The sequence below is a fragment of the Endozoicomonas sp. ALE010 genome, from assembly GCF_049310165.1.
In the GTDB taxonomy this organism is placed as follows: Bacteria; Pseudomonadota; Gammaproteobacteria; order Pseudomonadales; family Endozoicomonadaceae; genus Endozoicomonas.
In genome coordinates this window covers 1-25,396 of sequence record NZ_JBLYNV010000071.1, presented here as the reverse complement: position 1 = coordinate 25,396, position 25,396 = coordinate 1, and the positions used below count along the sequence as shown (strand labels likewise).

General features: G+C 47.2%; 25 protein-coding genes. 14 read left to right on the top strand and 11 right to left on the bottom strand.

All coding sequences use genetic code 11. The annotated features are described in order from the left end of the window. Positions 1 to 284: 284 nt before the first annotated feature. Positions 285 to 1,565, bottom strand: coding sequence for an ankyrin repeat domain-containing protein (locus ACO6UY_RS21180; protein ID WP_422491137.1), 1,281 nt, complete (start codon positions 1,563 to 1,565; stop codon positions 285 to 287). 213 nt (positions 1,566 to 1,778) lie between these two features. Further along, entirely contained in the window at positions 1,779 to 2,942 is a 1,164-nt protein-coding gene (locus ACO6UY_RS21175; RefSeq protein ID WP_422451010.1) for a DUF2066 domain-containing protein, read from the bottom strand. 345 nt (positions 2,943 to 3,287) lie between these two features. On the opposite strand from ACO6UY_RS21175, the gene purM reads away from it, so the two are divergent. The 4 genes from purM to gloA are packed head-to-tail and all read left to right on the top strand — an operon-like array spanning position 3,288 to position 6,396. Then, positions 3,288 to 4,334 carry a phosphoribosylformylglycinamidine cyclo-ligase gene (gene purM, locus ACO6UY_RS21170; protein WP_422461875.1) on the top strand — a complete coding sequence of 349 codons (1,047 nt, stop codon included), beginning with the start codon at positions 3,288 to 3,290 and terminating at the stop codon, positions 4,332 to 4,334. Continuing rightward, entirely contained in the window at positions 4,309 to 5,088 is a 780-nt protein-coding gene (gene purN, locus ACO6UY_RS21165; protein WP_422491135.1) for a phosphoribosylglycinamide formyltransferase, read from the top strand. The genes purM and purN overlap by 26 nt, the downstream gene beginning before the upstream one ends. Further along, positions 5,085 to 5,948 carry a DUF3108 domain-containing protein gene (locus ACO6UY_RS21160; protein ID WP_422451005.1) on the top strand — a complete coding sequence of 288 codons (864 nt, stop codon included), beginning with the start codon at positions 5,085 to 5,087 and terminating at the stop codon, positions 5,946 to 5,948. Before purN ends, ACO6UY_RS21160 begins: the two co-directional genes overlap by 4 nt. Positions 5,949 to 5,988: 40 nt before the next feature. After that, positions 5,989 to 6,396 carry a lactoylglutathione lyase gene (gene gloA / locus ACO6UY_RS21155; RefSeq protein ID WP_163372178.1) on the top strand — a complete coding sequence of 136 codons (408 nt, stop codon included), beginning with the start codon at positions 5,989 to 5,991 and terminating at the stop codon, positions 6,394 to 6,396. Between the two features lie 332 nt (positions 6,397 to 6,728). Here the strand turns inward: gloA and ACO6UY_RS21150 are convergent, their stop codons facing one another. Then, positions 6,729 to 7,001, bottom strand: a complete 273-nt coding sequence (locus ACO6UY_RS21150) for a hypothetical protein (RefSeq protein WP_422461873.1) — start codon at positions 6,999 to 7,001, stop codon at positions 6,729 to 6,731. On the opposite strand from ACO6UY_RS21150, the gene ACO6UY_RS21145 reads away from it, so the two are divergent. The 3 genes from ACO6UY_RS21145 (at position 6,979) to ACO6UY_RS21135 (ending at position 8,476) form a co-directional block, all read left to right on the top strand. Further along, the gene (locus ACO6UY_RS21145; RefSeq protein ID WP_422491133.1) at positions 6,979 to 7,206 is read left to right on the top strand and encodes a hypothetical protein; all 228 of its coding nucleotides are present in this window, start codon (positions 6,979 to 6,981) and stop codon (positions 7,204 to 7,206) included. The two genes, ACO6UY_RS21150 and ACO6UY_RS21145, sit on opposite strands and share 23 nt — an antisense overlap. A gap of 471 nt (positions 7,207 to 7,677) precedes the next feature. After that, on the top strand, positions 7,678 to 7,923 hold the full coding sequence (locus tag ACO6UY_RS21140; protein WP_422491131.1) for a hypothetical protein: 246 nt from the start codon (positions 7,678 to 7,680) through the stop codon (positions 7,921 to 7,923). A 25-nt stretch (positions 7,924 to 7,948) separates the two neighbouring features. Further along, on the top strand, positions 7,949 to 8,476 hold the full coding sequence (locus tag ACO6UY_RS21135; RefSeq protein ID WP_422450998.1) for a murein transglycosylase domain-containing protein: 528 nt from the start codon (positions 7,949 to 7,951) through the stop codon (positions 8,474 to 8,476). Between the two features lie 68 nt (positions 8,477 to 8,544). Here the strand turns inward: ACO6UY_RS21135 and ACO6UY_RS21130 are convergent, their stop codons facing one another. After that, complete coding sequence (locus ACO6UY_RS21130) at positions 8,545 to 9,954, bottom strand: glycosyltransferase family protein (protein WP_422450996.1); 1,410 nt, start codon at positions 9,952 to 9,954, stop codon at positions 8,545 to 8,547. 99 nt (positions 9,955 to 10,053) lie between these two features. Between ACO6UY_RS21130 and ACO6UY_RS21125 the strand changes: the two genes are divergently transcribed. Continuing rightward, complete coding sequence (locus tag ACO6UY_RS21125; RefSeq protein ID WP_422450994.1) at positions 10,054 to 11,421, top strand: hypothetical protein; 1,368 nt, start codon at positions 10,054 to 10,056, stop codon at positions 11,419 to 11,421. Positions 11,422 to 11,495: 74 nt separating this feature from the next. Here ACO6UY_RS21125 and ACO6UY_RS21120 read toward each other — a convergent pair whose 3' ends face one another. The 5 genes from ACO6UY_RS21120 to ACO6UY_RS21100 form a co-directional block, all read right to left on the bottom strand. Further along, a complete protein-coding gene (locus tag ACO6UY_RS21120) occupies positions 11,496 to 12,728 on the bottom strand; it encodes a hypothetical protein (protein WP_422450992.1) in 1,233 nt (410 codons plus the stop codon). 216 nt (positions 12,729 to 12,944) lie between these two features. After that, on the bottom strand, positions 12,945 to 13,772 hold the full coding sequence (locus tag ACO6UY_RS21115) for a TIGR02452 family protein (protein WP_422451125.1): 828 nt from the start codon (positions 13,770 to 13,772) through the stop codon (positions 12,945 to 12,947). A gap of 254 nt (positions 13,773 to 14,026) precedes the next feature. Next, positions 14,027 to 15,205: a hypothetical protein gene (locus tag ACO6UY_RS21110; RefSeq protein WP_422491130.1), complete on the bottom strand. Its 1,179-nt coding sequence runs from the start codon at positions 15,203 to 15,205 to the stop codon at positions 14,027 to 14,029. 208 nt (positions 15,206 to 15,413) lie between these two features. Beyond that, the gene (locus ACO6UY_RS21105) at positions 15,414 to 16,121 is read right to left on the bottom strand and encodes a hypothetical protein (protein WP_422450989.1); all 708 of its coding nucleotides are present in this window, start codon (positions 16,119 to 16,121) and stop codon (positions 15,414 to 15,416) included. Positions 16,122 to 16,434: 313 nt separating this feature from the next. Next, the gene (locus ACO6UY_RS21100; protein WP_422461868.1) at positions 16,435 to 17,649 is read right to left on the bottom strand and encodes an argininosuccinate synthase; all 1,215 of its coding nucleotides are present in this window, start codon (positions 17,647 to 17,649) and stop codon (positions 16,435 to 16,437) included. 299 nt (positions 17,650 to 17,948) lie between these two features. On the opposite strand from ACO6UY_RS21100, the gene pyrC reads away from it, so the two are divergent. Together pyrC and rnt are read left to right on the top strand one after the other, a co-directional pair. Then, a complete protein-coding gene (gene pyrC, locus ACO6UY_RS21095) occupies positions 17,949 to 18,986 on the top strand; it encodes a dihydroorotase (RefSeq protein ID WP_422461867.1) in 1,038 nt (345 codons plus the stop codon). A 133-nt stretch (positions 18,987 to 19,119) separates the two neighbouring features. After that, on the top strand, positions 19,120 to 19,719 hold the full coding sequence (rnt, locus tag ACO6UY_RS21090; RefSeq protein ID WP_209278595.1) for a ribonuclease T: 600 nt from the start codon (positions 19,120 to 19,122) through the stop codon (positions 19,717 to 19,719). Between the two features lie 60 nt (positions 19,720 to 19,779). Here rnt and ACO6UY_RS21085 read toward each other — a convergent pair whose 3' ends face one another. Then, positions 19,780 to 20,316, bottom strand: coding sequence for a methylated-DNA--[protein]-cysteine S-methyltransferase (locus tag ACO6UY_RS21085; RefSeq protein ID WP_422450984.1), 537 nt, complete (start codon positions 20,314 to 20,316; stop codon positions 19,780 to 19,782). A 252-nt stretch (positions 20,317 to 20,568) separates the two neighbouring features. On the opposite strand from ACO6UY_RS21085, the gene ACO6UY_RS21080 reads away from it, so the two are divergent. The 4 genes from ACO6UY_RS21080 (at position 20,569) to ACO6UY_RS21065 (ending at position 24,038) form a co-directional block, all read left to right on the top strand. Then, positions 20,569 to 21,333 (top strand): hypothetical protein, encoded by a 765-nt coding sequence (locus ACO6UY_RS21080; RefSeq protein WP_422450982.1) that lies wholly within the window; start codon positions 20,569 to 20,571, stop codon positions 21,331 to 21,333. A gap of 116 nt (positions 21,334 to 21,449) precedes the next feature. Then, positions 21,450 to 22,124, top strand: a complete 675-nt coding sequence (locus tag ACO6UY_RS21075) for a type 1 glutamine amidotransferase domain-containing protein (protein WP_422450980.1) — start codon at positions 21,450 to 21,452, stop codon at positions 22,122 to 22,124. Between the two features lie 240 nt (positions 22,125 to 22,364). Continuing rightward, positions 22,365 to 23,417, top strand: coding sequence for an NADP-dependent oxidoreductase (locus ACO6UY_RS21070; protein ID WP_422450979.1), 1,053 nt, complete (start codon positions 22,365 to 22,367; stop codon positions 23,415 to 23,417). 12 nt (positions 23,418 to 23,429) lie between these two features. Then, a complete protein-coding gene (locus ACO6UY_RS21065) occupies positions 23,430 to 24,038 on the top strand; it encodes a glutathione S-transferase family protein (RefSeq protein WP_422450977.1) in 609 nt (202 codons plus the stop codon). Positions 24,039 to 24,303: 265 nt separating this feature from the next. Here the strand turns inward: ACO6UY_RS21065 and ACO6UY_RS21060 are convergent, their stop codons facing one another. Beyond that, entirely contained in the window at positions 24,304 to 25,266 is a 963-nt protein-coding gene (locus ACO6UY_RS21060; protein WP_422450976.1) for a hypothetical protein, read from the bottom strand. Positions 25,267 to 25,396: the final 130 nt, after the last annotated feature.

The following is a 25,396-nucleotide window of genomic DNA, read 5'->3' as shown; positions in this document are numbered from 1 at the left end:
ACATAGCTACGGCTATGCTCCCTACGTTGTGCCTTGCATAGTAACTGCCCACTTAGCCAGAAATATACGATTCCATTTGGCCAACTACTTATATGGGCTGTTTGTTAACAGAGAAAGAGTATGACAACAACAGGACAACAAAAGTGTATCAGTCTTTCTCTTCGGCTGCTCCGGCATGGCAAAGATTGCTGGCCTTGTCGTTTCTATGCAGGTGGTGCAAGAGTACCATAATTATCTCGGCCTTGGGCAGGCCTATAAGCAAGTAGTAACTTCAAAGGCGATAGTTATATACCCCAGGATTCTTCATGAAACCAATCCACAGAATCAACCGGAGATGGACTGCCCCATGTCAGGAACCAATCTTCACGATCTTCAGTTTCATATTCAGATCTATAAAAGGCCCGGAGTTCTTCCTCGTTATCCACAAGGATGGGTAATTGAGTCTGAGCACAATAGTTTTTCAAATTTGCCGACAGGGGAAGCTGATCAAAACCTCTATCTAACATCTGTCGTTGAATGACTCGACGACACTGGCTTTTCAGAGAAAAAAAAGTTTCTGGTAGTTCAGGCGATAAAAGATCCCCATACCTTTCTTTTAATAATGTTAATACCGTCTTGTAGTGAGAAACATCAATGCCTCGCAATGAGCAATACTTATCGACATCCTTAAACGACAAAAAGTTCTTCGGCATTTTGTCGTACAAATACCTGAGTACGGACTCATTCCCATACACAGCTGCAAACAAAAAAACCAGCCCTTCGTTTTGACAGGTCGCTTTTTCCCAGCCTTCACCCAGCAAAACTCGAATATACTGCAAGCACCCATTCTTGATGGCTATTATCAGCGGAAACCAGGCATTCATGTCGCATTGATCAACAGGAGCCCCATGTTCAATCAGCAACACCAGTAGATCGGGTCTCTCAGCACCATCATCATTAACCAGTATATTGAGGGCCGATAATTCGAACAGATTAACCAATGTCACATCTGCCTGATAATCAAGCAACAATCTGACAATATCCTCATTTTTTGTCTTGCAGGCTTTCATCAGGCTTGTCCAGCCATTCACATCCCGGGCATTAACGTCTGCCCCTGAACGCACTAGCAGATCTACAGCATCGGCATTACCCTCTTGTGCCGCCACATGCAAAGCATTCGAACCCAAAACCCTGTTAATCTCAACCGTCTCAACCTTGAGTATAATCCTGGCAAGCTCCAGAAAATTTCTTTCAATCGCCAGCATTAAAGGAGTACACCAACGACGCGAAGTTTTACTGATTACCTCCATATTAAAATCAAGAAGAGGCTCGTGGATTAGGGATTGGACCACTTCACTATCATTATTTTCGATAGCGGTGAGTAAACATTCGGCAGCATGACCTCCATCACTATTTAACTCAGACTCCCTGCCCCACTGCTTTGCCTCCCCCTGCGACAAAAGCGCTGGCATCCTCTTTTTGCCACACTTGGAAGGTTCATTATTTTCACAGGGGCAAATGGTCAAATCGGGTAAGGAAACCGACCTTCTGACCGGTTCACCAATCTCTGAAAAACGATTGCTCAAGCCAGGGCAGGTCGGGGTATTTTCCAGAGACCAAAGTGACCGGCTAAAACACGATAATGGTTTAGTATTTCTGGCTACAGGAGCTACAACCTGTGCATCCCCGGTATTGCTTTGATACCGCAAATAACTCCAGCCGGTTGTGCAAGAACTATCACTACTAATCACATGGACCACCGCATAGCGTAACTCTGACGGCAAACAGTCAGGAGCCTGTCAGTAGGACCAACTGTAGCGCATAGTTGCCGAAGAGTCAGAACCCGGTGCAACCGGCCGGAGGTTTCGACCCAGGGCCAGGGCATCGGCCAACTGGCTTTCAGAGCCATCAATAACCAGCTCCAACTCAATCGTTGAACCTGCCACCCGATGAACAGACACATCACGAATGGCGGTTATCCGCTCAAGGTATTTATTCAGGGCGGCATAATCGTCCAGACTGGCAACATTCTCAACCACCAGCAGAGTCTTGCCACTGGCATCGGAGACATTAATGGCATAGTGACGGGACAAGGTTGTGCCTACCAGATCAGCGGCCAGCTGTGTCAACGCAACAGCATCCAGGCCATTAACCGCCACAGACTGACTCATTCCCCGGAATATCAGCGTCAACCGACCATTGTAGCGTTCGTTTTGCGCCAGAGCGTCCGGTGACAGAGCACGGGACAAACGCCCGGTCAGAATCGATTCAGAACCATAACGCCGGGAAGCGTCCTGCAATTTGTGGGTAAAGCCGCCCCATACATCAACAGTTGAAATCGCCCCGGCATCTTCAAAGTCCATCAAAGGAAAGAGTACCGGCAAGCCCCGCCCCTGAAAGCTCTCGGCAAACACCGCGGGTAGTGTCCCTGAAGCATTGACGATTGAGCGCTGCCCACCGCTCTCCATCGCCAGCCACACCAGTGTCGATGGTCTGCTCTGTCCCCAGATGGCAACACCGGCACTGCGCAGCAGGCGGTTAATTGCCTGGTCATCAAATACCGCCTGCAAATACTGCTGACGGTTGAGGGAGGACGCCTGATCAGCAGAAGAGCTGCGGAAACCAAACTTGCGAATATAGGCTTCCGGCTTGGCCAGTGCACTTTTTACCACACTGTTGGCCAGTACCTCACGCTGTCCAGCCACTTTCACCAGCACCTCCGCCAGAGCCTGGGACATGGCATCCGCCCGCTCCTGATAACTTTGTCCGGACACTGGCACTTCCTGACTGTATAACCCTTTGACCAAGGCTGCATGGGTATTTTCAGGCAATATGGAAAATACCAGAAGACCCACCACCAGAGTGGCCGCCTTAACGGCTGAACGGGCTTCAGGGGCAGACAAGAAGGTCAGCGGACTGATCAGGTTTTGCAGGAGAGCGTTGCATCGCTTAGCCACAGGCATCAATAAAATCCTGTACATAAAAATCAAATGAACATCATTCTGCCATAAATCCGGCAAAAAATACTGCATTTGCCAACGTCTGGACAACTGCGGGCATTGAAAATGCACTATGGTAATCACTTCTAACCCTGAAATCAGATCCAAATTACCAAAAATTACCACCAGACATCAGCGACAATGCGGTAACAGCATTGCGATAAATACCGCAGCCTCCTAGAATAGCCGCCTTCATCCACCCAAACCGTGTTGGACTGAACACCGCCCCCGGTCAGTGAACAGTCCGGATTAAAACACTGTCGGCACCGCCGGTGGTAACAAGCTCTGGCAACAAGCGGATTGATATCAATGAACAAATCGGATTCCAGAACCTCCCTGAGTTACAAGGATGCAGGTGTCGATATCGACGCTGGCAACGCTCTGGTTGAGCGCATTAAACAGGTAGCAAAGGCCACCTCCCGCCCTGAGGTAATGGGTGGCCTGGGCGGTTTTGGAGCGCTGTGCCAACTGCCAGCCGGGTATAAAGAACCGGTTCTGGTTTCCGGCACCGATGGCGTGGGTACCAAACTGAAGCTGGCCATGGACCTGGGGATGCATGACCATATTGGCATCGATCTGGTGGCCATGTGCGTCAACGACCTGCTGGTTTGTGGTGCCGAACCGCTGTTCTTTCTGGACTATTACGCCACCGGCCAATTAAATGTCGATGTGGCTGAACGCGTGGTCACCGGGATTGGCAAAGGCTGTGAACAGTCTGGCTGCGCCCTGATCGGGGGTGAAACGGCGGAGATGCCCGGGATGTACCAGGGTGACGATTACGATCTGGCGGGTTTCTGTGTCGGCGTGGTTGAAAAGTCTGAAATCATTGATGGCAGCAACGTCTCCCCCGGTGACGTGTTAATCGGTTTGAAATCCAGCGGACCACACTCCAACGGTTACTCACTGATCCGCAAGGTTCTGGAAGTAGCCGGTTCAGACCTCAGCGCCCCGCTGGCAGGCAAGCCTCTGGCAGAACACCTGATGGCACCAACCCGCATTTACGTCAAATCACTGCTGCAGCTGCAAAAGGAACTGCCGATCCACGCCATGGCCCACATCACCGGGGGCGGCTTGCCAGAGAATCTGCCAAGGGTTATTCCCAAAGGCTGTCGTGCGGTGATCAACACACAGAGTTGGGAAATCCCGGCCGTCTTCCGTTTCCTGCAGGAAAAAGGCAATATTGAGACCTTTGAACTGTACCGTACCTTCAACTGTGGTATCGGTATGGTGCTCTGCATCCCACAAAACCATCGTGAGCAGGCAATCAGGCGTCTGGAAGCGCTGGGAGAAGAAAGCGTCATTATCGGCCATATTGAATCCGCAGACAGCGATGGCGATCCTGTGGTATTTCACTAACCGTCCTGACCAATATCTGGCCCGGGTGCCATGTCACTCTGGCCAACCGGATTCCAATCACAAAACCATTGAAAGCATTCAGGAAACAGCAGTGAGCGAGAAAAAGCGAGTTGTCGTTCTGTTATCAGGCAACGGCAGTAACCTTCAGGCACTTCTGGATCAAGAACATCACTACAGTTATCAAATTGTCGGGGTCGTCAGCAACGTACCAGAGGCTTACGGGCTGGAAAGGGCCAGACAGCACAAAGTGGCTGCCCTTGGCCTGGACTACAAAATCTTTTCCTCCCGGGGTGCCTTTGACCAGAGACTCGTCGAAGAGGTTAACCGCTTTGAGCCGGACCTGGTGGTACTGGCCGGATATATGAAAATTCTAAGCCCCGAGTTTGTGGAAAAATTCGCTGGCAGATTGATCAATGTTCACCCATCCCTGCTCCCGGAATACAAAGGTCTTGGCACCTATCGCCGGGTACTTGCGGATAAAAAAAACCGCCATGGCTGTACTGTTCACTTTGTCACACCAGAACTGGACAGCGGTGCCCATATCATTCAGGCTTCAATGAGTGTCGGGCCCGGCGATAATGAAGAGGGTCTGAAACAACGTGTCCAGGCCATGGAGCACCAGATTTACCCCCTGGCCGTACATCTGATCACCTCCGGCAGGCTGCAACTGAAGGGTGACAACGTGCTATTGGATGACCACCCTATTGACCCACTGGGCTATCAACTGCAGGAAAACGCCCTGGAACTGGCATGATCAATCCGATTCATACGCTTTTTCATCGCCACACAGTGAGCATGAAAGATTCCATAACAACCCATCCCGGCAACTATGGCCCGGGCACTCTGAGAGCGGCACTTGCCCTGACCCTGGTGCTGGCGGGCAATACCGGCTTTGCTGCCTCCCAGACGAAAAAACCGGATAGCGCTTTCACGCTCAAGCCATACTCCGCAACCTATAAAGCATCCATCAAGGGGATGCCCTTTGGTGGCTCCGGCGAAAGATCCCTGAGACAAAATGCTGATGGCACCTGGACCCTTGAGTTCAGTGCCGATGCGGCATTTTTCGGGATGAAAGAGACCAGCCATTTTGCCAGTCAAGGTGTAAAACTGATCGCCAGCCAATACGTGCAACAAAGAACGGGGCTGGGCAACAAACCAACGGAATATGCCACCTTTGACTGGTCCAGCAATAAGGTCAACTGGCAACAGGGGGACCGGCAGTGGTCGATGGACCTGAAACCGGAAACCCTGGACAACCTGAGTTACCAGCTGAAACTGCGTATGGATCTGGCGGCTGCCCATGGCCAACCACTAAGCTATGACGTTGCCGATGACGATGAAGTCTATCAACGCCAATTCACCATCGAAGGTGAAGAGATATTAAAAACGGACCTTGGCAACCTGAAAACCGTCAGAGTCAAAATACACAGAGACAGTGATGAACGGGCCACCTGGATCTGGTTTGCCAAAAACCATGACTACTTTCTGGTAAAGCTGCTGCAGGAAGAAAAAGGCACGGCCTATACCATTGAGATCAAAGAGGCTGCCATTGACGGCAAGCCACTGAAAAAGAAACCAACCACCAAACTGTCAGAACGCCCCAAACATCCCTGATCACTACTTTTTTAATATCTGCAACCTGAAGGAGCCTGAAATGCGATTTCTTCACACCATGCTGCGTGTTGGTAACCTGGATCGATCCATCGAGTTTTATACGGAAATTCTCGGCATGAAACTGCTGAGAAAACACGACAACGAACAGTACCAGTACACCCTCGCTTTTGTTGGCTATGCCGATGAGTCTGAGCAGGCAGTGATTGAACTCACCTACAACTGGGGCACTGATCAGTACGATCTGGGCAACGCCTTTGGCCATGTTGCCCTGGGCGCTGATGATATTTATGCCACCTGTGATGCCATCCGTAAGGCCGGCGGCAAAATTACGCGGGAACCAGGCCCGGTGCTTGGGGGGACCACTGAAATAGCGTTTGTGGAAGATCCGGATGGTTACAAAATCGAGCTGATTCAAGCCAAAGCCGCGTCTGAAGGGCTTAACGGCTAAGAGGCTGGTCGAGAATAGTGCCCGCCCGTAGCGAGGACGGCAGTTTTTGAAACTTTTTAGAAAAAAGGAGGTCAAATAGTGAGGTGCAAATTTATAACAATAAAATTCTGATGGAGGAAAACACTATGGGGCCACTATCCACTTTTATAGATCGCACTTTTATAGATCGCTATTTATTTCCCCCTGAGTGCAAATCCTGTTGTCCGATTACTGCCGGTGTTTGTGCATTGGCAGGTGGTGCGGCCGGTGGGATCACTGCGTTGTTTGCTGGTGCTAAAACGATCGAGGCATTTGGTACCGGCTTCGGGCTGGGTGCGACAATCGGGCTCACCTCAGCCACCCCGATCGCCGCTGCATGCATTGCCTGTTGTCGCGATGACAATCCAGGGGACGACACTAATATCGCTGACAATCGTGACCGAAATCCACGCCCCCTTAACTCCAGAGTGGTCATCACTCATCAGCCGCACATGACTGTGAATGTGAATAAGTTGACTTCCGGCCTTGGCTTGAGATTCCATCTTAATTATTCGGGCAGAGCACATGCACTTGCCACACATCAGCTGAGTAGCGATTATTGCGGTGGATACTACGATGGTGGACATGGTGGATGCGACAGCAGTAGACATGGCGGATGCGACAGCAGTAGACATGGCGGATGCGACAGCAGTAGACATGGCGGATGCGACAGCAGTGGACATGGCGGATGCGACAGCGGTGGCGGTGATGGTGGCTGTGGTGGTGGTGGTGGTGGTGGTGGTGGTGGTGGTGGTGGTGGTGAATAAAACCCGCGAAATTCCCAATCCATAGCGCATAGTGTCTGAGTGAATATGGGTGGGGCCGCCTAATGCATAGTTTCAATGAATTTGGCGAGTACAATCTCCGTTCACCCTGAGCGGAGTCGAAGGGTGCTTGCCACGATCTATCAGAGTCCGGAGCTTCCGTCCTTCGGCAGCCTCAGGACGAACGAAGTGCAGAGGCACGACAACCCATCAAATTCATTGGAATCATGTACCAGGTGGGGCCGCCAAGGTGGGGCCGCCAAGGTGGTGCCACTGGTGCCTTCCAGACAAACCATGCCCGACCGGTGCCACAAATATAATAATCTATTGATTTATATCACTTCATTGTAACATTTCAATATCTTATAAATGCCTTGCGATAAAACCCCAGCTCAAAATTAATACTTCTGCTTTAGTGTATTCGATTCGGCAATAACGTTTGCAGAGGACCCGGACGGCTACAAAATCCAGAAAAGCAATCACAGAACCGATAAACGACATGGATGCCATAATGCCCCGTCTTCACCACCTCATCTTATTGACTGCGTTATCTTCACCTCTGATCACCGGTTGCTCTTCCGGGCAGGCCAATAGCCATGCCGCCAATTACGTTACCAACGCGGCACTGAAGGAGCTTGGCCCTGCCGGTAATGCCATTGCCATGGACCGGGAAAAGGACGTCATTGCTTTTGAGGCACTGGTTCGCATCTTAATCAAGGAAGCCAGGGTGGCCTGGGGGGGATGAGAAAAAGGCCAGCAGTAAAGAGTATGTGAAATACACCAACCACTACCGAACCCGGGTATTTGTTGATTTTGACTCCGGTAAGGTTCATGTGGAAACCCTGGATCGCACGGAAAGCAGCTTCAACCCCTATGCCGTCAGCTCGTCAAATGCCTATGGCCTGATGCAGATCATACCCAAAACGGCAGGTCGGGATGTGTTTGACAAGGTTAAAAAACTGCCCGGCCAGCCCAGCAAAAACTGGCTCTTCCAGCCCAATAACAATATTGATACCGGAACAGCGTATCTGTCGCTGCTGGAAAATCATTACCTGAAGCAGATCCGTGATCCACTGTCACGGAAATATACGATCATCTCCGCCTATAATGGCGGCGCTGGTAACGTGTTCGCCACCTTTGACCGCAACAGCCGTGACCGCGCCATACAGAAAATCAATGGCCTGAAGCCAAACCAGGTATATTGGGCGCTGACACAGAAACACCCTCGAGGAGAAAGCAGGCGTTACCTGGAAAAAGTCTCTACCGCTCAGAAGGATTTTTATCAGGGAAATATTTAGGTTGCGTTTTTCGATAACCCCTAAGTAGCTGGCCATATGGAATCGAATATTTCTGGCTACTTATATGTTCACCTCGCTTGCTGACTCTGCCAGAGCTTTTCAGATAATTCAGCAACCGTCTCTCTACGACCAGAAACAACCCAGCCGGCCAATGCATCCGCTACATTGGGATATGGATTAGCCTCTTTACGCTGGGCGGTTTCTATAAAGTTCTTCAGATTTTCATAAGTCAGGCAATAGAACACTTCAGCCAGCTGTCGATTTTCAAGTGTATAGGCATTGGATAATTGTTCTATTTGTCCCTTGAGTGGTTTAGTCAGAATAGGTAATCCAATGTGCATGCATTCAGCGATAAGCGTAAATCCACAATTGCAAATCACCCCTCTGGATGACTGTAGACTTTCTTTAAAGCCTTTTACGCTCATTTGAAAAAACTCCGCATTACCAACAACCTCCGGTGCCCTGGGACCATAAATTTTAAAACGATATCCCGAAAATTTATTCAATAAATGAGCAACATTATCCTGATTTTCAAAGGGCAAATAGACAACAAGATGATTTTTATCCGGGCATGGTTGCATTGTTGTGTCGATGATCGGAGGCAAGATGGACTGATTGTTAAAATTAACCCAATGAAGCCCGATAGTTTCTGTGGCTGGAGCAAAGAGTTTCACCGCCAACCTTGAAATGGAAAATCTCCGCAATATGGGGACATCGAAATCAAACGAATACTGATGACCAAAGCCAACAACTGCCTTGTTAGCTAAATACCCAGCCCAGGCCGTGACCGGTTCAAAGTCAGAGATAATAAGGTCATAGTCCTTCACATTTAACGTCCAGACATCACGTATAAATCCAAAGCTGTCATGCATTAAATGTATGAATGTCTGAAAAAATTTCAAACGGCCATTTTCCGATATAACAGTAAATCCATTGCGGTGCAAATAATCACCAAACACCTCCATATCATTAAGTTTATTCTTCTGACGACCTGAAACAAGATATTGAACTTTGGCTCCACGATCGGCCAATGCTTTGGCAAGAAGACGAGAGCGTGTCAAATGACCATTACCCATTCCCTGGATACCGAATAAAATTTTCACCTCTGTCGGTTGTTCTTCACCATCGTACAGCTGTCTAATAGCCTCTTCATAATCAGATTCAGGTAAATTGTGCCGGGATAGATAATCGGAGCAACCGGACCGACGTTGTTCAATGGCATCATAGTGTGACAAAAAGGTTTTAAGTGCGTCATCTGATACAGGAAAAACAAGACGATTGATCGACAGGTGATCAGCTGTTAAATGTTGGTTAAAGTATTCAACCAAATTGTCCGTAAGAACCGTTTTAATGTGTTGATACCTGGGCGAATAAGCCCGACATATCCGATTCCATAGTTTAACAGCGTTACTTTGAGTTTCGTTACGCTGATAACTATCAAACTCTGGGCGCAATGCATTAATTGCTAATGTATTCATGGTAAATTCTCAGTAAATTTTGTGATAATTGGACTATAAATACATGCGACGCATATTCTGTAATCTTGAAATGATGTAATTATATTGAGGATCATGTATATGACACCTTCAGGAGTTCAATGCTTTTGTAATAACCTTTTCCCATCGAAGGACGAATTAAAACAGCATATAAAAGAAAAGCATCTACTACCTGCATTTAGCTGTAAATCAGTTTCGTTTTTTGAAAAAGACAAAGAAATTCCTGACAGCTCCACCTCTTTGGAATATACCAATACACTTGAAATGGCCAAAAGAATGTGTATTGAATTAATGGATTCTGAGCCAAAAGATACTGACATCTCCCTTGATCATATACGACGATGCACCCGTTTAATTCAAAGAGAAATCAGCACTATCAAATTAAAAAATAACTACTCGTCTTATTCAGTAGTAATGAGATCGCTATTACGTGGACAAAACCCTGAAATTTTCAGTCTTTTAAAATTTTATTCGATCAACATCCATGATGTTGTAGTAATTGCTTTTAATGGAAGCAGTATGCACTGTACTACAACCGCTTATTCCGATATTGATTTATATATAATTACAAAAAACACCAAGCCGGTTAAACGATTTCACGACTTTAGCCTGGATACAAAAAGATTATCAAAAAAATATCTGCCAGAATTTCGCGGTACGTGCCACAGGTTTGAAAAAAATACAGAAAAAGATATCGATATCATAATATGCTCTTTGCCTGTATTTATTTGGCAGTGCTTGAACTATAACCCTGCCGCTCTGGATTTACTGCATATTAGTGACGAGTTGATTTTATATGAGGGAAGTGATGGCTTTTTTTCAGAATTAAGAGAAAATAAAGATACATTTTACACAAATTTTTTATCCTACACTGGATTTGCAAAGGATCAAATTAAAAAACTGAAAGCTATCAATCCTGAAGAATTGACCCCTGATAAAGATCGACTGGATCAGTTATCTGACCTTCTTGAAACACTGAAAATGAACATTGCTGACAGACTTGAAGATATTTTGGAAAACATCGACGACATTGATGAATTAATTACCCGCAACACCGATAAAAGCCTGATCTATTCAATAGCAGGTTTACAATTTGATGCAGGAATTAAAGTCAAAAGGGTCATCAGACCATTAGAAAACCAGTTAAAAAAGATTAAAGAGGGTGCAACAAATAGTAAACAGTTATCGACAGTTATTCGCCTGATAACTCAGATCAAAGAGCTATACACTAATGGTCATTTTGAATACCCACTACCAAACAGTACTCTTATGATGAATTTAAAATCAGAAGCAAGCAGTGATGAAGATACTAAAAAAGTGGATGAGATGATAAACGAATTCCTGTCCCAACATAAAGAATGGTCAAAGAACAGTCGATTTGCAGATAGAGGGGATAAGGATTTCTGGAAAAAATGGCTAAAGGAAAAAAGTATTGATGAAGAAAAATAAGTAATAGCCAGCACAACAGTGACAACGTTTATGAAACACTTGGGGTAATTTGGGCGTTTTAGAAAAATATTCGGTTAACCCTGATCACATATATAAACATCACCCGCATTACTTTCACAATTTAACACCTGACGCCCCCAATGAACATATTGATTCTGTACATTTACAACACTATCCCCCAAATTAGTTCTTCCACATGCATTGACAAGCAAACTATCAACTTTAACATTTATATCTCCCATATTGGTATGAAGCCTTCCTCCGGATTTAATTCTGTAGCTACGATGGGTAACAATATCTCCCATATTAGTATGTAATTGCATTCCGCCAACAAATGACTCCGGGATTCTCAGCTGAACATTTTCATTACAATGGAGGCTCAGATTATTATTTCTGAGATTTGGTGCTCTGGATGATATAACTGACACCTGATGCTGGTTTACGGGGCATTGTCCTTTGATAAGGATATCTCCCTGATTGGTATGTATATCAATAAAATCAACATTATCTTCTCTAAACTCATATTCGCTGACAGGGGCTCTTTGACGGCCCGGAGTTGTAACCGTTACATTGTGACCAGACACAACCTCACCATTATGAATAACAAGATTTGAACCTCGAATCTGTCTTCCATTAAGATTGATACCATCTCCGGCTACTACATGGAGAAGATTACCGGCTGATCGGATGCTCATACCAATGTCAGGAAAAGAGTTCACAGAGTAAGGGCCTGAAGCTTGAAAGTTGAAGGCTCTATTGCCAAAGGAAGAGGAAATATGACCCGATTCTGAAGATGGCAAAGAATTTACATTGTCATAGCCTCCAGTATTCTCCACCATTTCATTTTGCCTGACTGGCTGGCAGGTTCTATCCGTACTTGGCGAGGCACTGGAATTAATCAGTTGTATCGCGTCATTCTGCGCCTTACCTCTACGCTTATCGATACTTGTGACGGTAGATGGAACATCGTTAAAAAGGCCTACACTTTCCTCTATTTGATTATTAATTATACGATCTTGACATTTTAAGTCATCTTGAATTGAGCCCTTAAACTCTAACCTGTGGATTGGACATTTTTTGGGATCAGGAAGTGACAGGTAGCAATCTGCGCATAAAACTTTATCACAGCAACGAGTAGACAGTGGTTTTTCATATACATCCTGACATGACAGGCATTCAAGCTTTGAAAGAAACTTTACAGCAGCAGCTTTTTCTGACCCATCTTCTGCAGATGTTAATGATTTTCGATTACCCTTTAACGACAAATAGTCAATTGTTGTCGTCTGACTTGCACCGGCAATATTCATAGCTCTGAAACCTCTGATCCTGTTTGCTTCCTCAGACCATCAAAATTTGCTTTTTATCCCCGTCACACGAGTAAAAGACAAAGATTCAGAGGATTTGTATGCAGAAGAAAACGGATAAAACCGGGTTCCACGAAATGCGAGGCCAGATAGGAACAGAGGTATGATCATTGACAAGATCACCAACACTTCCGTAACACCAGGACTTCTATACCCTGTTCACGACAGATGGCCTTTAAACACCCGCAGCATTTGCGGATCAGTAATCGGAAACGACACAGAGACAAACCGCTCTTTAAAGTCATCCTCAGCCAAAAGAGACGCGAACAACCGCGCAATATCAGCTGCATCATGGCCAAAGATCCCACAGCCCCAGGCTCCAAGAATCAAATGTTTCACACCATTATTGGCAGCGACGGCCAGGATCTTTCTGGCACGGTTATACATTGTCTGCTGGAGAGTCTTTTGCTTGATTCCTTTGCAATAAGGCAGGTCCACTGCCGCAGCGGTGATAAACGAGATCAGGTAAGGTTCTTCCGGATTGCCGTTGTCATCTTTAAAGACTGGAACATCCGGTGAATACAAGATCGTATCAGAATAAAGTCCTCGATTGGTGTATTGATATTGGTTGTTATAAGCATACATCTGCTTTCCTGTGTCACTGTCCAGAGAAGCAAACAGTGCAGAGGCTCTTGCCAGGCTATCTTCCTGGGTGTTGGTCCCTTCCCGGAACATCCCCCCGGGCTGAACAGCAGAGGCAAAATTCAGGCAAGCCACGTGGTCTTTGCCTTCCTCCCTGACAAGCCGGTGACACGCTGCCAGAGAGGTTTCCCTGATAACCTGGATATCAGTATCGGGAAAGAAGAAACCTGCGCGGGGCTGAAGGGTAATGGCGTCGTTGGGAGCATAGAACCGGGTATTGTCAATACACCGGTCAATGATTGCTTTAAGATCTATTGTTTTGCCATGTAATCTGATCGCTTGATCGTTCAATATATCTACTGTATTCGTTGCTATTTCTCTGAACTTTGCCTGCTCTGGATTCATGGCGCATCGTTTAGGCGATGATGCCACTGTCCTGATGCTAATGGGTTTTCCTGAACGACCTGAAAGCACCTTGGCTGAGGAGGCTAACGCTCCGGCAGCGCGGAGTTTCTGCTGTTTACTCCGGCAAGATTGAGGCACTTTTACAGCAGGCTGACTGGTCACCGGTGGCATTTTATACGACCTCATTGTATAACCGATTACCCAGTATGGCCTGCTTTTTCAATTTCACAGATTTAATTATTAAAAATGAGATATCAATGAGCTATCAATGAGGTAGCGGAAATATTTTTTGGAGATCTGGCTTTCATGAACAGGCTCATCACATCCAGGAATACCTGTTTTTCACCCTTGAATGTTATCAGTTCATATTTCAGAAAATTATCCATGTTTATCATTGGATCAAAACAGAATTCAACGCCTTTACCAAGACAATAGCTTAAAGCACTGAAGACTCTCTGATCCTCAATATTTGCCTGAACTTTCGTATTAAAATCACCACTGGACGGCAAGTCCAATCTGTTTTCTCCCGGTAGCAGAATTTCCATCTTAACTCCTTTATCTTCAGGTAAAAGATACACGGAAAATAGATGTTCACTCCTCAGGGAAATACTCATCCTGGTTGTAGAGTAATCCGCTAATCTGGCACACTCAGCATGTGAAAGTTCTTTTCTGCGAAGCGAACGGATAAGTAAGTCGACTTCCTTTTGCATGGTAGTGCCATGCATAATGCCTGCTTTAAAAGTAACTGCATTTTTTCTACAGGTAACCCCGTCTATTGCCCCCTCTGGAATATGCAAAAATAGATCCGTTGACTCCCTCTTGCCTCCGTAGCCTATCGAGACATTGTACGCTCCCCCCTCCCGCTTAACAACGGTTCTATCCTCAAACCATTCAGGCTCTAATTCATCGACATGTTTTTCTAATTTATCCAAAAATTCAGATCTTTCTTTTGTCCACTGTTGCGCTAATAGCTCTTGTTGCTTTTGTAATCCCTTAATTTCATTAGGTACTTCAAAATCACCATGAGACTGGAAAAGACGGCTTATCTGCTCTTTAATGTCTTCAGCCCCTGCCACTCTATTCGCTTTAAACAACCTGGTTAATGAAGCCGATACCGCCTCTCTCTTCTCTTTGGGCACAGATTCAATCACATAAACAATTCGTTCAAAATTTGTTTTTTTTGGTTTGCCATCACTGGCAACACTGGCGAGAATTTCCAGCGTACTCACTTTTTTAGGATTCACCTGATTAATTGAGTCTTTAACTGGCTCAAGTTGTTTTGTAACAAGCCTGCCAAAAGCTGACACGACCTCTTGAACACCTGCCTCGCCCGGACTTTCTGCAACAGGATCTCCCTTACAACCAGCACATTCTGTTGTTGCACCATCAGCAAATCTCTGACTTGATAGATGAGATACAGAAGCATCATACATAATATAAACACCTAAATTAGTTATAAAAGGTTATAGACAACCTCTTCAACCAAAAGTTCAAGATCAAGGTAAAAGGCGTTGTGATCTCACAGTAGGGTGTAAACCCGGCTTCCCGACTGGTCGGACAAGCTCAATAGGAAGTAAACAGAAAAAACTTCTCCATCCTTAACCGGCTGGGACAATGGGAAACTTGAGTAATTATTAGTACTTATTTGATGCGTAAACCCTGTCTTTTCAGCAGTTCTTCCACAATTTTGGGAACGCCTTTACCATGATTGGTAGAAGAAACAAAACTCAGTCGTTTCCGGTCAAGCTTGCCATTCTTCTGGAGGTTCGGTAGCTTCAGCAGAGCATCCACGTCCCCGGCTTTGGGAAAACCATAAGCATGACAGATAGAAGAAATGGATTTAACAACTGGAGAAAGTGCAATTGCTTTGATATCACAGTCGTCAGTACTCAAAAACTGGTTAATTTTTCGCTTCGTTTTTTGGGTCCCTTCTCCGCACAATAGCATGCTGGTAATCGTACCTGTATTCTTAACAGCATCGTTCAAATGACTAAAATAAATACCTAGCTTAGAGAACAGTTGCATCTTCGACTCATTCGGGCAGGAATGAATCAGTTTATCTAACGTGGGTTTGATGATGATGTTTCTTTTCCGGCAAAGGACCTTCAGTTGTTCTAAAGCGTTAATCGACGGATTGTGCTGGTGCTCATTTTCATGCTCTGCTCGTCCTCTTTTTGATTTCTCATCCACTGATGAACCGGCAATTTGAGACACTTTTCTCTTTAAGAGTGCTACCTCTGGAGAGGGTCCGGAGGTATCAATGGGCGGGAGGGTCAGTTCAACAGGTTCTTGTATTGATAAGTCCCGACCTGAATAGCGAGACCTCGATGGTGTGGTGCTATCAGTCACAAGAGGTAATTCTGCGAAATTTGTACCTCCCGTCGTCTGCATTAATTTATGATAAGTTCGGAACATTATCTGTAAATCTTCTTCATTAAACGACGATATTAGAATAAATATTAAGCCTGGGACAGAAGCATTCCCAAGAGGCTGTCCGAGAATAGCTGAGCAAGATGAACACTGCTGAGGGTAGTTTAGTTGAAAATAAACTGTTGCCCTGTTTTGATCAGTTCAGCCCAACAGGGCCGAACAGCCTGGTAAAAGGTGGATTAATACAATAATACTGATAATGGCCTGCACCCGAAATGCAGGCCTGTCATTTTCAGTCTAATTTTCGTCCTTTATTCGCCGCAATCCTTAACCGCAATGCATTCAGCTTAATAAACCCTTCAGCATCCCCCTGGTTGTAGGCTCCGGCATCGTCCTCAAAGGTCGCGATAGTTTCGTCAAACAGCGAGTCATCAGAACGTCTGCCAACCACCGTGACATTGCCCTTATACAATTTCAGGCGAACTTCACCATTCACGGGCTCCTGGCTTTCATCAATCATCTTCTGGAGCATTTCCCGCTCCGGTGACCACCAGTAGCCGTTGTAGATCAGTTTGGCATAGCGCGGCATCAGCTCATCTTTCAGGTGGGCCACTTCCCGGTCCAGGGTAATGGATTCAATGGCCCGGTGCGCTTTAAGCATAATGGTGCCTCCGGGCGTTTCATAGCAGCCCCGGGACTTCATGCCCACATAGCGGTTCTCAACAATGTCCAGACGGCCAATGCCATTTTCACCACCAATCCGATTCAGGAAGGCAAGCACTCGGGCTGGCGTCATTGCCTCCCCATCGATGGCAACAATATCCCCCTTGTGATAGCTCAGATTCAGATAGGTCGGCACATCCGGGGCGGATTCAGGCGCTACCGACCAGCGCCACATCTCTTCTTCCGGCTCCGCCCATGGGTCTTCCAGAATGCCGCCCTCGTAGGAGATATGCAGCAGGTTGGCATCCATGGAGTAAGGCGATTTGCCTTTCTTGCGCTCCACCGCAATACCGTGCTCATCGCAGTAAGCCAGCAGTTTTTCCCGTGAGTTCAGGTCCCACTCACGCCAGGGCGCAATCACCTGAACCCCCGGTTTCAGTGCATAAGCACCCAGCTCGAATCGCACCTGGTCATTCCCTTTACCGGTGGCACCGTGGGCAATGGCATCGGCACCGGTTTCATTGGCAATCTCAATCAGGCGCTTGGAAATCAGTGGTCTGGCAATGGAGGTTCCCAGCAGGTATTCACCCTCGTAAATGGTATTGGCACGGAACATGGGAAAGACAAAGTCACGGACAAACTCTTCGCGCAGATCATCGATATAGATCTGTTTAATGCCAAGGGCTTCTGCCTTGGCCCGGGCTGGCTCTACCTCTTCACCCTGCCCCAGGTCCGCGGTAAAGGTAACCACTTCACACTGATAGGTGTCTTCCAGCCATTTTGCGATCACTGAGGTGTCCAGGCCGCCGGAATAGGCCAGAACCACTTTATTAATTTTTTTCATTGCTCAACTCCAACGACATACCGCAACAGGAATCTGTCAACAGTGAAGGATAAATATTCTTTTTTTGTGAATAATAATTCATAAATAGCGCTTCGCCAAGACGCTTTCATCATTATTTGGCCTAAGCCGGAGTCAGTGTAGATAAAGCCCGGGAATCATAACATCAAAAGGCCAGAAATACGGGTTAAAGCGCTGCTTTTATGCCTCTTTTCTCAGGCCCCTACTATCAACATGGCCTTTTTTTCGCTAGGATGCCCATCCGGTTCGATCATATATAACCGGAACAGGTACCTTCCAAAATGAGCCAATTACTGACCATTACCCGCCCTGATGACTGGCACCTCCACCTTCGTGATGGCAATGTTCTGACGGAAACGGTGGCAGCCACCGCCAGAACCTTTGGCCGGGCGATCATTATGCCCAACCTGGTACCACCGGTAACGGATGCCGATCTGGCCAGCCAGTACAAGGCGCGTATTCTCGAACAGGTATCTGCTGATTCGGCATTTCAACCATTAATGACGTTGTATCTGACCGATAAAACGTCCCCTGAAACTATCCTGAATGCCCATCAACGGGGTGATGTGGTGGCACTGAAACTCTATCCTGCCGGCGCAACCACCCATTCTGATGCCGGCGTGACAAACCTCGAGAACATTTACGACGCTTTGGAAACCATGGCGGAGTGTGGACTGCCATTGCTGGTGCATGGTGAAGTTACCGATGCCGACATCGATATCTTTGACCGGGAAAAGACCTTTATTGACCGCCACCTGGTTAAACTGGTAGAACGCTTCCCGACCCTGAAGATCATCATGGAACACATCACCACGGCTGATGCTGCCCGGTTCGTCAATGAAGGGGGAGAAAACCTGGGGGCTACCATTACCGCCCATCATTTGTTGTATAATCGCAACCACATGCTGGTTGGTGGTATCAAACCCCATTATTACTGCCTGCCAATTCTCAAGAGAAACCGGCATCAGCAGGCGCTGCTGGAAGCCGCAGTAAGCGGCAATCGTCGCTTTTTCCTGGGAACCGACTCTGCTCCCCATGCCATTGGTGCCAAAGAGTCCCCCTGTGGATGTGCAGGTTGCTACACAGCACCGGCAGCCATTGAACTCTATGCCGAGGCCTTTGACATGATGGGCGCTCTGGATAAACTGGAAGCCTTTGCCAGTTTCAATGGCCCCGATTTCTATGGCCTGCCCAGAAACCAGGACACCATTACCCTGGTGAAAGAGGACTGGGTCATGCCAGAATCCATTGCCTTCGGTGATAACCGGGTGAAACCTCTGAGAGCCGGAGAAACCGTATCCTGGCGGCTCAAATCATAGCCATTGGCTAAAGCAGCCGTGAGCCGAGGAAAAATCCCACTCTTGCTGCCCTAATAACCTGGTGGCAACCTGCGGTATTTTTTGACAGTTAATGAGTAAGGAGAAGCCTTTGAGGGCCGATGACAGCCACTCCATGGCCAACAGATTCCGCGGCTTTCTGCCTGTGGTAATCGATGTGGAAACCGGCGGCTTCAATGCCGCTACAGATGCACTGCTGGAAATTGCAGCCACCGTGATTGAAATGGATGAGCACGGTTTTATCCACCCGGGCCCATCGGAGTCGTACCATATCAAGCCATTCGAAGGTGCCAATATTGAGCAGGCCGCTATCGACTTTATTGGTATTAACCCCTTTCACCCGCTGCGGATTGCCATGGCGGAAGAGGAGGCCATAAACAAGATTTTCCGTTCCGTCCGTAAGGCGGTAAAAAGCCAGGGATGCAACAGGGCAGTACTGGTTGGACACAATGCGTCGTTCGACCTGGGGTTTGTCATGGCGGCAGCTGAGCGCTGTGATGTGAAACGGAATCCGTTCCATCCGTTCTCCTGCTTTGATACCGCTACGCTGGCCGGTCTGGCCTATGGACAAACGGTGCTGGCCAAAGCCTGTGTCGAAGCGGATATTGATTTTGATAAATCAGAGGCTCACTCAGCCCGTTACGATACGGAAAAAACCGCTGAGCTGTTCTGCACCATTGTGAACCGCTGGAAAGACCTGGGCGGCTGGCTCTGACAGCACCCCTTACCTGGCTGGCCTTTTTCTTAACCATGAAAAGCCAGCCACATCCCCTGATTATACCTCTTCCCTTCTATTACCCTGCTCAAGATCCAGCAGATACCTCTTCATCTCAACCCCATAGGCATAACCGGTCAGTTTACCGTTTTTTCCGATCACCCTGTGGCAGGGCACAATGATCGCCACCGGGTTGGCACCATTGGCGGCTCCCACGGCCCTGACCGCTTTGGGCCGACGGATGCTGCTGGCAATATCCTGGTAGGAACAGCTCTTGCCATAGCCAATCTGCTGTAACGCACTCCATACCTGCTGCTGAAAGTCGGTACCACGAAGATCCAGCGCCACTGTGAAGCGGGTCAACTCTCCGCGAAAGTAGGACTCCAACTCATCTCTGGCCTGAGCCAGATGACCATTAATAGCCTGTTGCACGGCAACTGATGTATGTTCAGCCGTGCTGGCTTCAGCCTGCAAGCCATGATTATTGGTACGTTTAACAGAAACAACGCCATCAGCAGAGGCCATAACGTTGAGACGCCCGACAGGTGACTCCACCCACTGACAACCGACCAGATTCTCTTTATGCATAGCGTACATAGGCGCATCACCAATTTCAGTGTATTTTGGACCAGGGTAAAATCGTGCATCCTTCAAGTAGCCAGAAACATTTGCTGCGCCATTTGCTGCACCATTTGCTGCACCATTTGCTGCACTATGCCCCGCTACTGTAGATTATGAGATTGATAAATTATCATAAAAAGCAACTGAGTCATCTGGCTTTAAACAATACACGACAACAAAAAATGATGTCGGTACAAAACACACCATTTCGATGAAACAAACAGGGCGATGCAGAAGGAAAAGCAACGCTCAGATCAAACTACTATCAATTTAGCGGTACCGAATAATAAAGCAAGAGGATTAGCCATGGACCCGGTCAATAAACCAACCTCTCCCTCACCACAGAAATTTCTACCCAACAAAGACAACGTCCGGGCAGCCAGTGCCGGGAAGTTATTTCATGGAAGGAAAACCGCTATTTGGCAAAGCGTCCGGACTCTTTTCAATAAACTTATTTTCTGGCTTGAAAAACCATTAAAAACCAGAACCATCAAAGTTCATGTCGCGAAGAGTAATGCTTTATCAGCGACCGAATTTAATAAACACTGTTCGGAACTTTTGCTGGCGATGATTGATGGAGACAACAGACGGCTGCCGCAGTTACTGGACGAAATCAGATTGAGCATCCCCACGGCCATCCCGGGTAAACAGCAACAGGAAATTGAGAGTTCAGAGATCATAGATCTGTTTGGAAAATGGTCTGAACAATGTACCAAACCTGCACTTGCACAATCACTGCGAAGGGATCTGCTCAACCCGGAATCCAACATAAGAAAGATATGGACGTCACAACGAGTACTTACGATGGAACCAAAAGACTTTTCACCTAAAACCTTTCAACGCCTCAATGATATCGAAGGACTCATGGGACAATTGGCAATAACATTATTCCCTAAAGAAATTGAACAGTTAATGCAGGATGTTGAATCCTGTGAAAGCAAGATAACATCCTCGCGTTTCTTGCAAAGATTTGCAGCAAATATCACCACTTGATAGACGAAGGTGGTCAGGGGCGAAAGAATTTAAAAAAATCACTATTATCACCCCGGGGGCAGGAGTATAGTCGTCGCCATAAGAATAGTTATCCATGTCGGTAGAGAGGGACCCCCATGAAAAGAATTCTGATTCCTGTTACCAATCACGCAACGCTGGGTACTACTGATCAGGCCAACGGTACATACTCGCCCGAGTTAACCCATGCCTTACAGGTATTTATGGAGCATGGTTGCACCTACGATATCACCTCCATTCATGGTGGTCAGGCACCACTGTATGGAACCGATATTGATGGTGATGAGATCAATAGTCGTGTTCTGGGTAATGAAGAATTCCAGAACCGTATCAACAACACAATCCCGGCCTCAGACATTAACATTGATGATTACGACGCGGTCTTCTATCCGGGAGGTTTTGGCCTGCTGTCTGATTTGTCGTCAAATGAGACGGTGGCCAGGTTAAGTGCCAGTCACTATGAAAAAGGTGGGATTCTGGCTGCGGTTTGTCACGGACCTGCGGCGTTATTACCGATTACACTGAGTTCAGGTGAGAAGTTACTGACCACCAAATCGGTCACTGGCTTTACCCGTGAAGAAGAAATTGATTTCGGCACCATCAATGACATCCCATTCCTTCTTGAGGAATCTCTCGCTCGCAATGCCGTCCGCTACAACAAAGTTCAGCCATGGCAGGAGCTGGTGATCGAAGATGATCGCGTGATCACCGGGCAGAATCCGGCGAGTGCTCATGCAGTGGCTGTTGCGGTGATCCGGTTGTTAAGTCGTTAACTAACTACTCAGGTGCAAACTGCAGACATTGATGTTCAGGACGGTAACCTTCAGAATGCTTGCCGGATTACGCTTAATCAAGCAGGCTATCCAGCCAGTGTCTTACGTTTGAAGCACTGATTTTACTGTCCTGGCCATTACCTGTCTCACAGTGCGATTTTTGATCGAGGTCTTCTGGCAAAAGCACTCTTCTTCAGCTTTTGCCCCATTCATCTAATACATATTTTAATGGAGTAAACCGTGGATACTTTAAACCAATCCCAAAACACCAATCGACAAATCCTGCTGGCGTCCAGACCCTCGGGGGCACCAACAGTTGAAAACTTTAAGTTAGTCAGCAGTAGCAAACCTGAGCCGGCTGAGGGCGAAGTATTGTTGCGAACGGTCTATCTGTCTCTCGACCCTTATATGCGTGGACGGATGAATGATGCCAAGTCGTACGCCGATCCGGTGGCTATTAATGAGGTGATGGTTGGGGGCAGTGTTTGTCGCGTCGAGCTTTCCAGGAATGCCAATTTTGCCGTGGGTGACTGGGTGGTTGCTGGTGGCGGCTGGCAGGATTTCAGCGTGTCCAATGGCGCTGACCTGGTCAAAATTGACAGTACGCTGGTCAAGCCTTCGTATGGCCTGGGTGTGCTGGGTATGCCGGGGCTGACAGCCTATATGGGCTTACTGGATATTGGCCAGCCTGAAGCGGGTGAAACCGTAGTGGTGGCAGCTGCCACAGGTGCTGTGGGCAGCCTTGTCGGTCAGATTGCCAAAATAAAAGGATGTAAGGTGGTCGGTATTGCTGGTGGCGCTGAAAAGTGTGACTACGCAGTTAAGAAATTGGGCTTTGACGCTTGCCTTGATCATTATTCAGAAGATTTACCAGCACAGCTGGCCAATGCCTGTGCAGACGGTATTGATGTTTATTTTGAGAATGTCGGTGGGCGTGTCTTTGATGCTGTTATGCCGCTGCTTAATCCTTCCGCCCGAGTTCCCTTATGTGGCCTGATTTCCCAATACAATGCCACTGCCTTACCGGAGGGGCCAGACCGGATGTCCGCACTGATGGGTACGCTGTTAGTCAAGCGCGTTAAAATGCAGGGTTTCATTGTATTTGACGACTATGGCCACCGGTATCCCGAGTTTTTCGCTGCTATGCAACAGTGGCTGTCTCAGGGACAAATCCATTACAAAGAGCATCTGGTGGACGGCCTGGAAAACTCGGTTGAAGCCTTTATTGGTCTTCTTGAAGGCAAGAACTTTGGCAAGCTTGTAGTTCGTGTCGGTCCCGACAACCTGGCTTAACAGGGGTTTTCCATGATTACTGTACATCACTTGAATGCATCCCGTTCGACCCGTGTGATCTGGCTTTTGGAAGAACTGCAAATGCCATATCAGTTAGTGCATTATCAACGGGATGAGAGTACCCGTTTAGCGCCTGCCAGCCTTGGAAAAATTCACCCCCTCAATAAAGCTCCGGTGATTGAGGACGGTGACGTGGTGATGTGTGAGTCCGGTGCCGTAATGGAGTACATTCTCGATCAGGACACCGAAAAGAGACTGCGCCCGGACGCTGGCACGCCCGGCTATTACCGCTACCTGGAGTGGCTGCATTTTGCCGAAGGTTCTCTGAGCCTGCCTCTGATTGCCAATCTGCTACTGCAGATGGAGCAAAGAGACGGTACCCAACCGCTGGACGGCTACCTTGCTAAAGAACTTGCCCTGGATTTTTCGTATATCGAATCCACCCTGGCGAATTCACCCTATTTCGCGGGCGATACCTTTAGCGCAGCGGATATTATGATGACCTTTATGCTTGAAATTGCCCAATCTCAAGGCGTGCTGGAAGGACGCACTAATACTCTCGCTTACCTTGAGCGCATGCACCAGCGAAGTGCTTATCAAAAAGCCAGAAGCTTTGGATAGCTATGATACTGAGTCAGTTTGAAAACCAGGAGGCTGACCGAGAATAGACTGCCCTACTGCGGTGGCAGCAAATTGGTCTAAAAAGTCGGAAATTTTTAGCAAATAGAACCACTATTCACTAAAAATTTCCGACTTTTTATCCTCAATTTTCTGCCATCCTCGCTACGGGGTCGCCTAGACGGGCGCTATTCTCGGTCAGCCTCCCAGGCGTTAATACCCGTTCATCCTGAGCTGTCGAAGGATAGTGCCACCGTACTTCGACAAGCTAAGAAACAGAGACCGATGAAAGCTCATTATTTTTTGTTTTATCCAATTCTTTTTGAAAGGCAGTCGCTTGCCTGGCAGCAATTCTTGCTTGCTCTCTATCACCGGTTTTTTTGAAAACGTGATAGTAACTCTTCTGGTAAACCCTCTGGTATGCCCTCTGGTAAGCCCTGCGTTTCTCGGATTTCGCATAAGCCCGTCGGACAGCCTTCCCTTTTTCGGACTGATTGTAAATCTTATTATTAATCTTCTGGGCAGCCCTACGCTTTTCGGACCGTTCGTAAGCCTTTCGGGTAGCCTTCCCTTTTTCGGAATGTACATAAGCCTTCTGGGAAGCCTTCCGTTTTTCGGACCGTTTGCGAGTTTGCCGACACACCCGTTCTTTATCTGGCTCACGGCAAGCTTTCCGTTTTTTGGACTGGGCATCAGCCTTCTGGTACGTCTTATCATGAGATATCGTCACAGACTCACCAGAGCCGGAAGTAGAAGCTTTAACATCCGACTCATTTACTGCAGTGCCTTTCAGTGTTGAAGCAGGTGGGGTGTGATTAGCATTGATAGAATATAAGTGAGCATTCGCTTCATCTCTCATACTCCAAACCCGATCAATTCTTCCTTCAGATGGAGCGGTAAGGATTTTAGTATTTTGGTCGGCTTGCCGGTATGCTCCAAGTCTGTGTGATAAGTCTATCGGTTCACCCTGTTCAGATTCTTGAAGATAAATAGCCCTGTCTGGCACTTTTTTAAAATGAACATCCCTGACCGGGTTATTGAAGCTTGCACCACATGGCACCAAAATACCTAAATATCTGACTGGTACAGTTTGTTCAACCTGCAGTCCAAATGCTAAACCTCTGTGCTGCGGCCAGCCATAAAAAACCAATCCATTGTTCGATATAACAGGCTCGTACGCTTTGTGAAACTCCAAACGCAGAAAGTGTGAGTTAAAATATGGATCAGTCATTGAATAATTGAATAATTGAATAATTGAATCTGAGATTATGCAGTAATTCCCGATGAATCCTGAAGCACTACAGCCACGAGAGATACAGAAGAGGTAAAAAAATCATGCCCGCACAATTCTTCGACTAAAA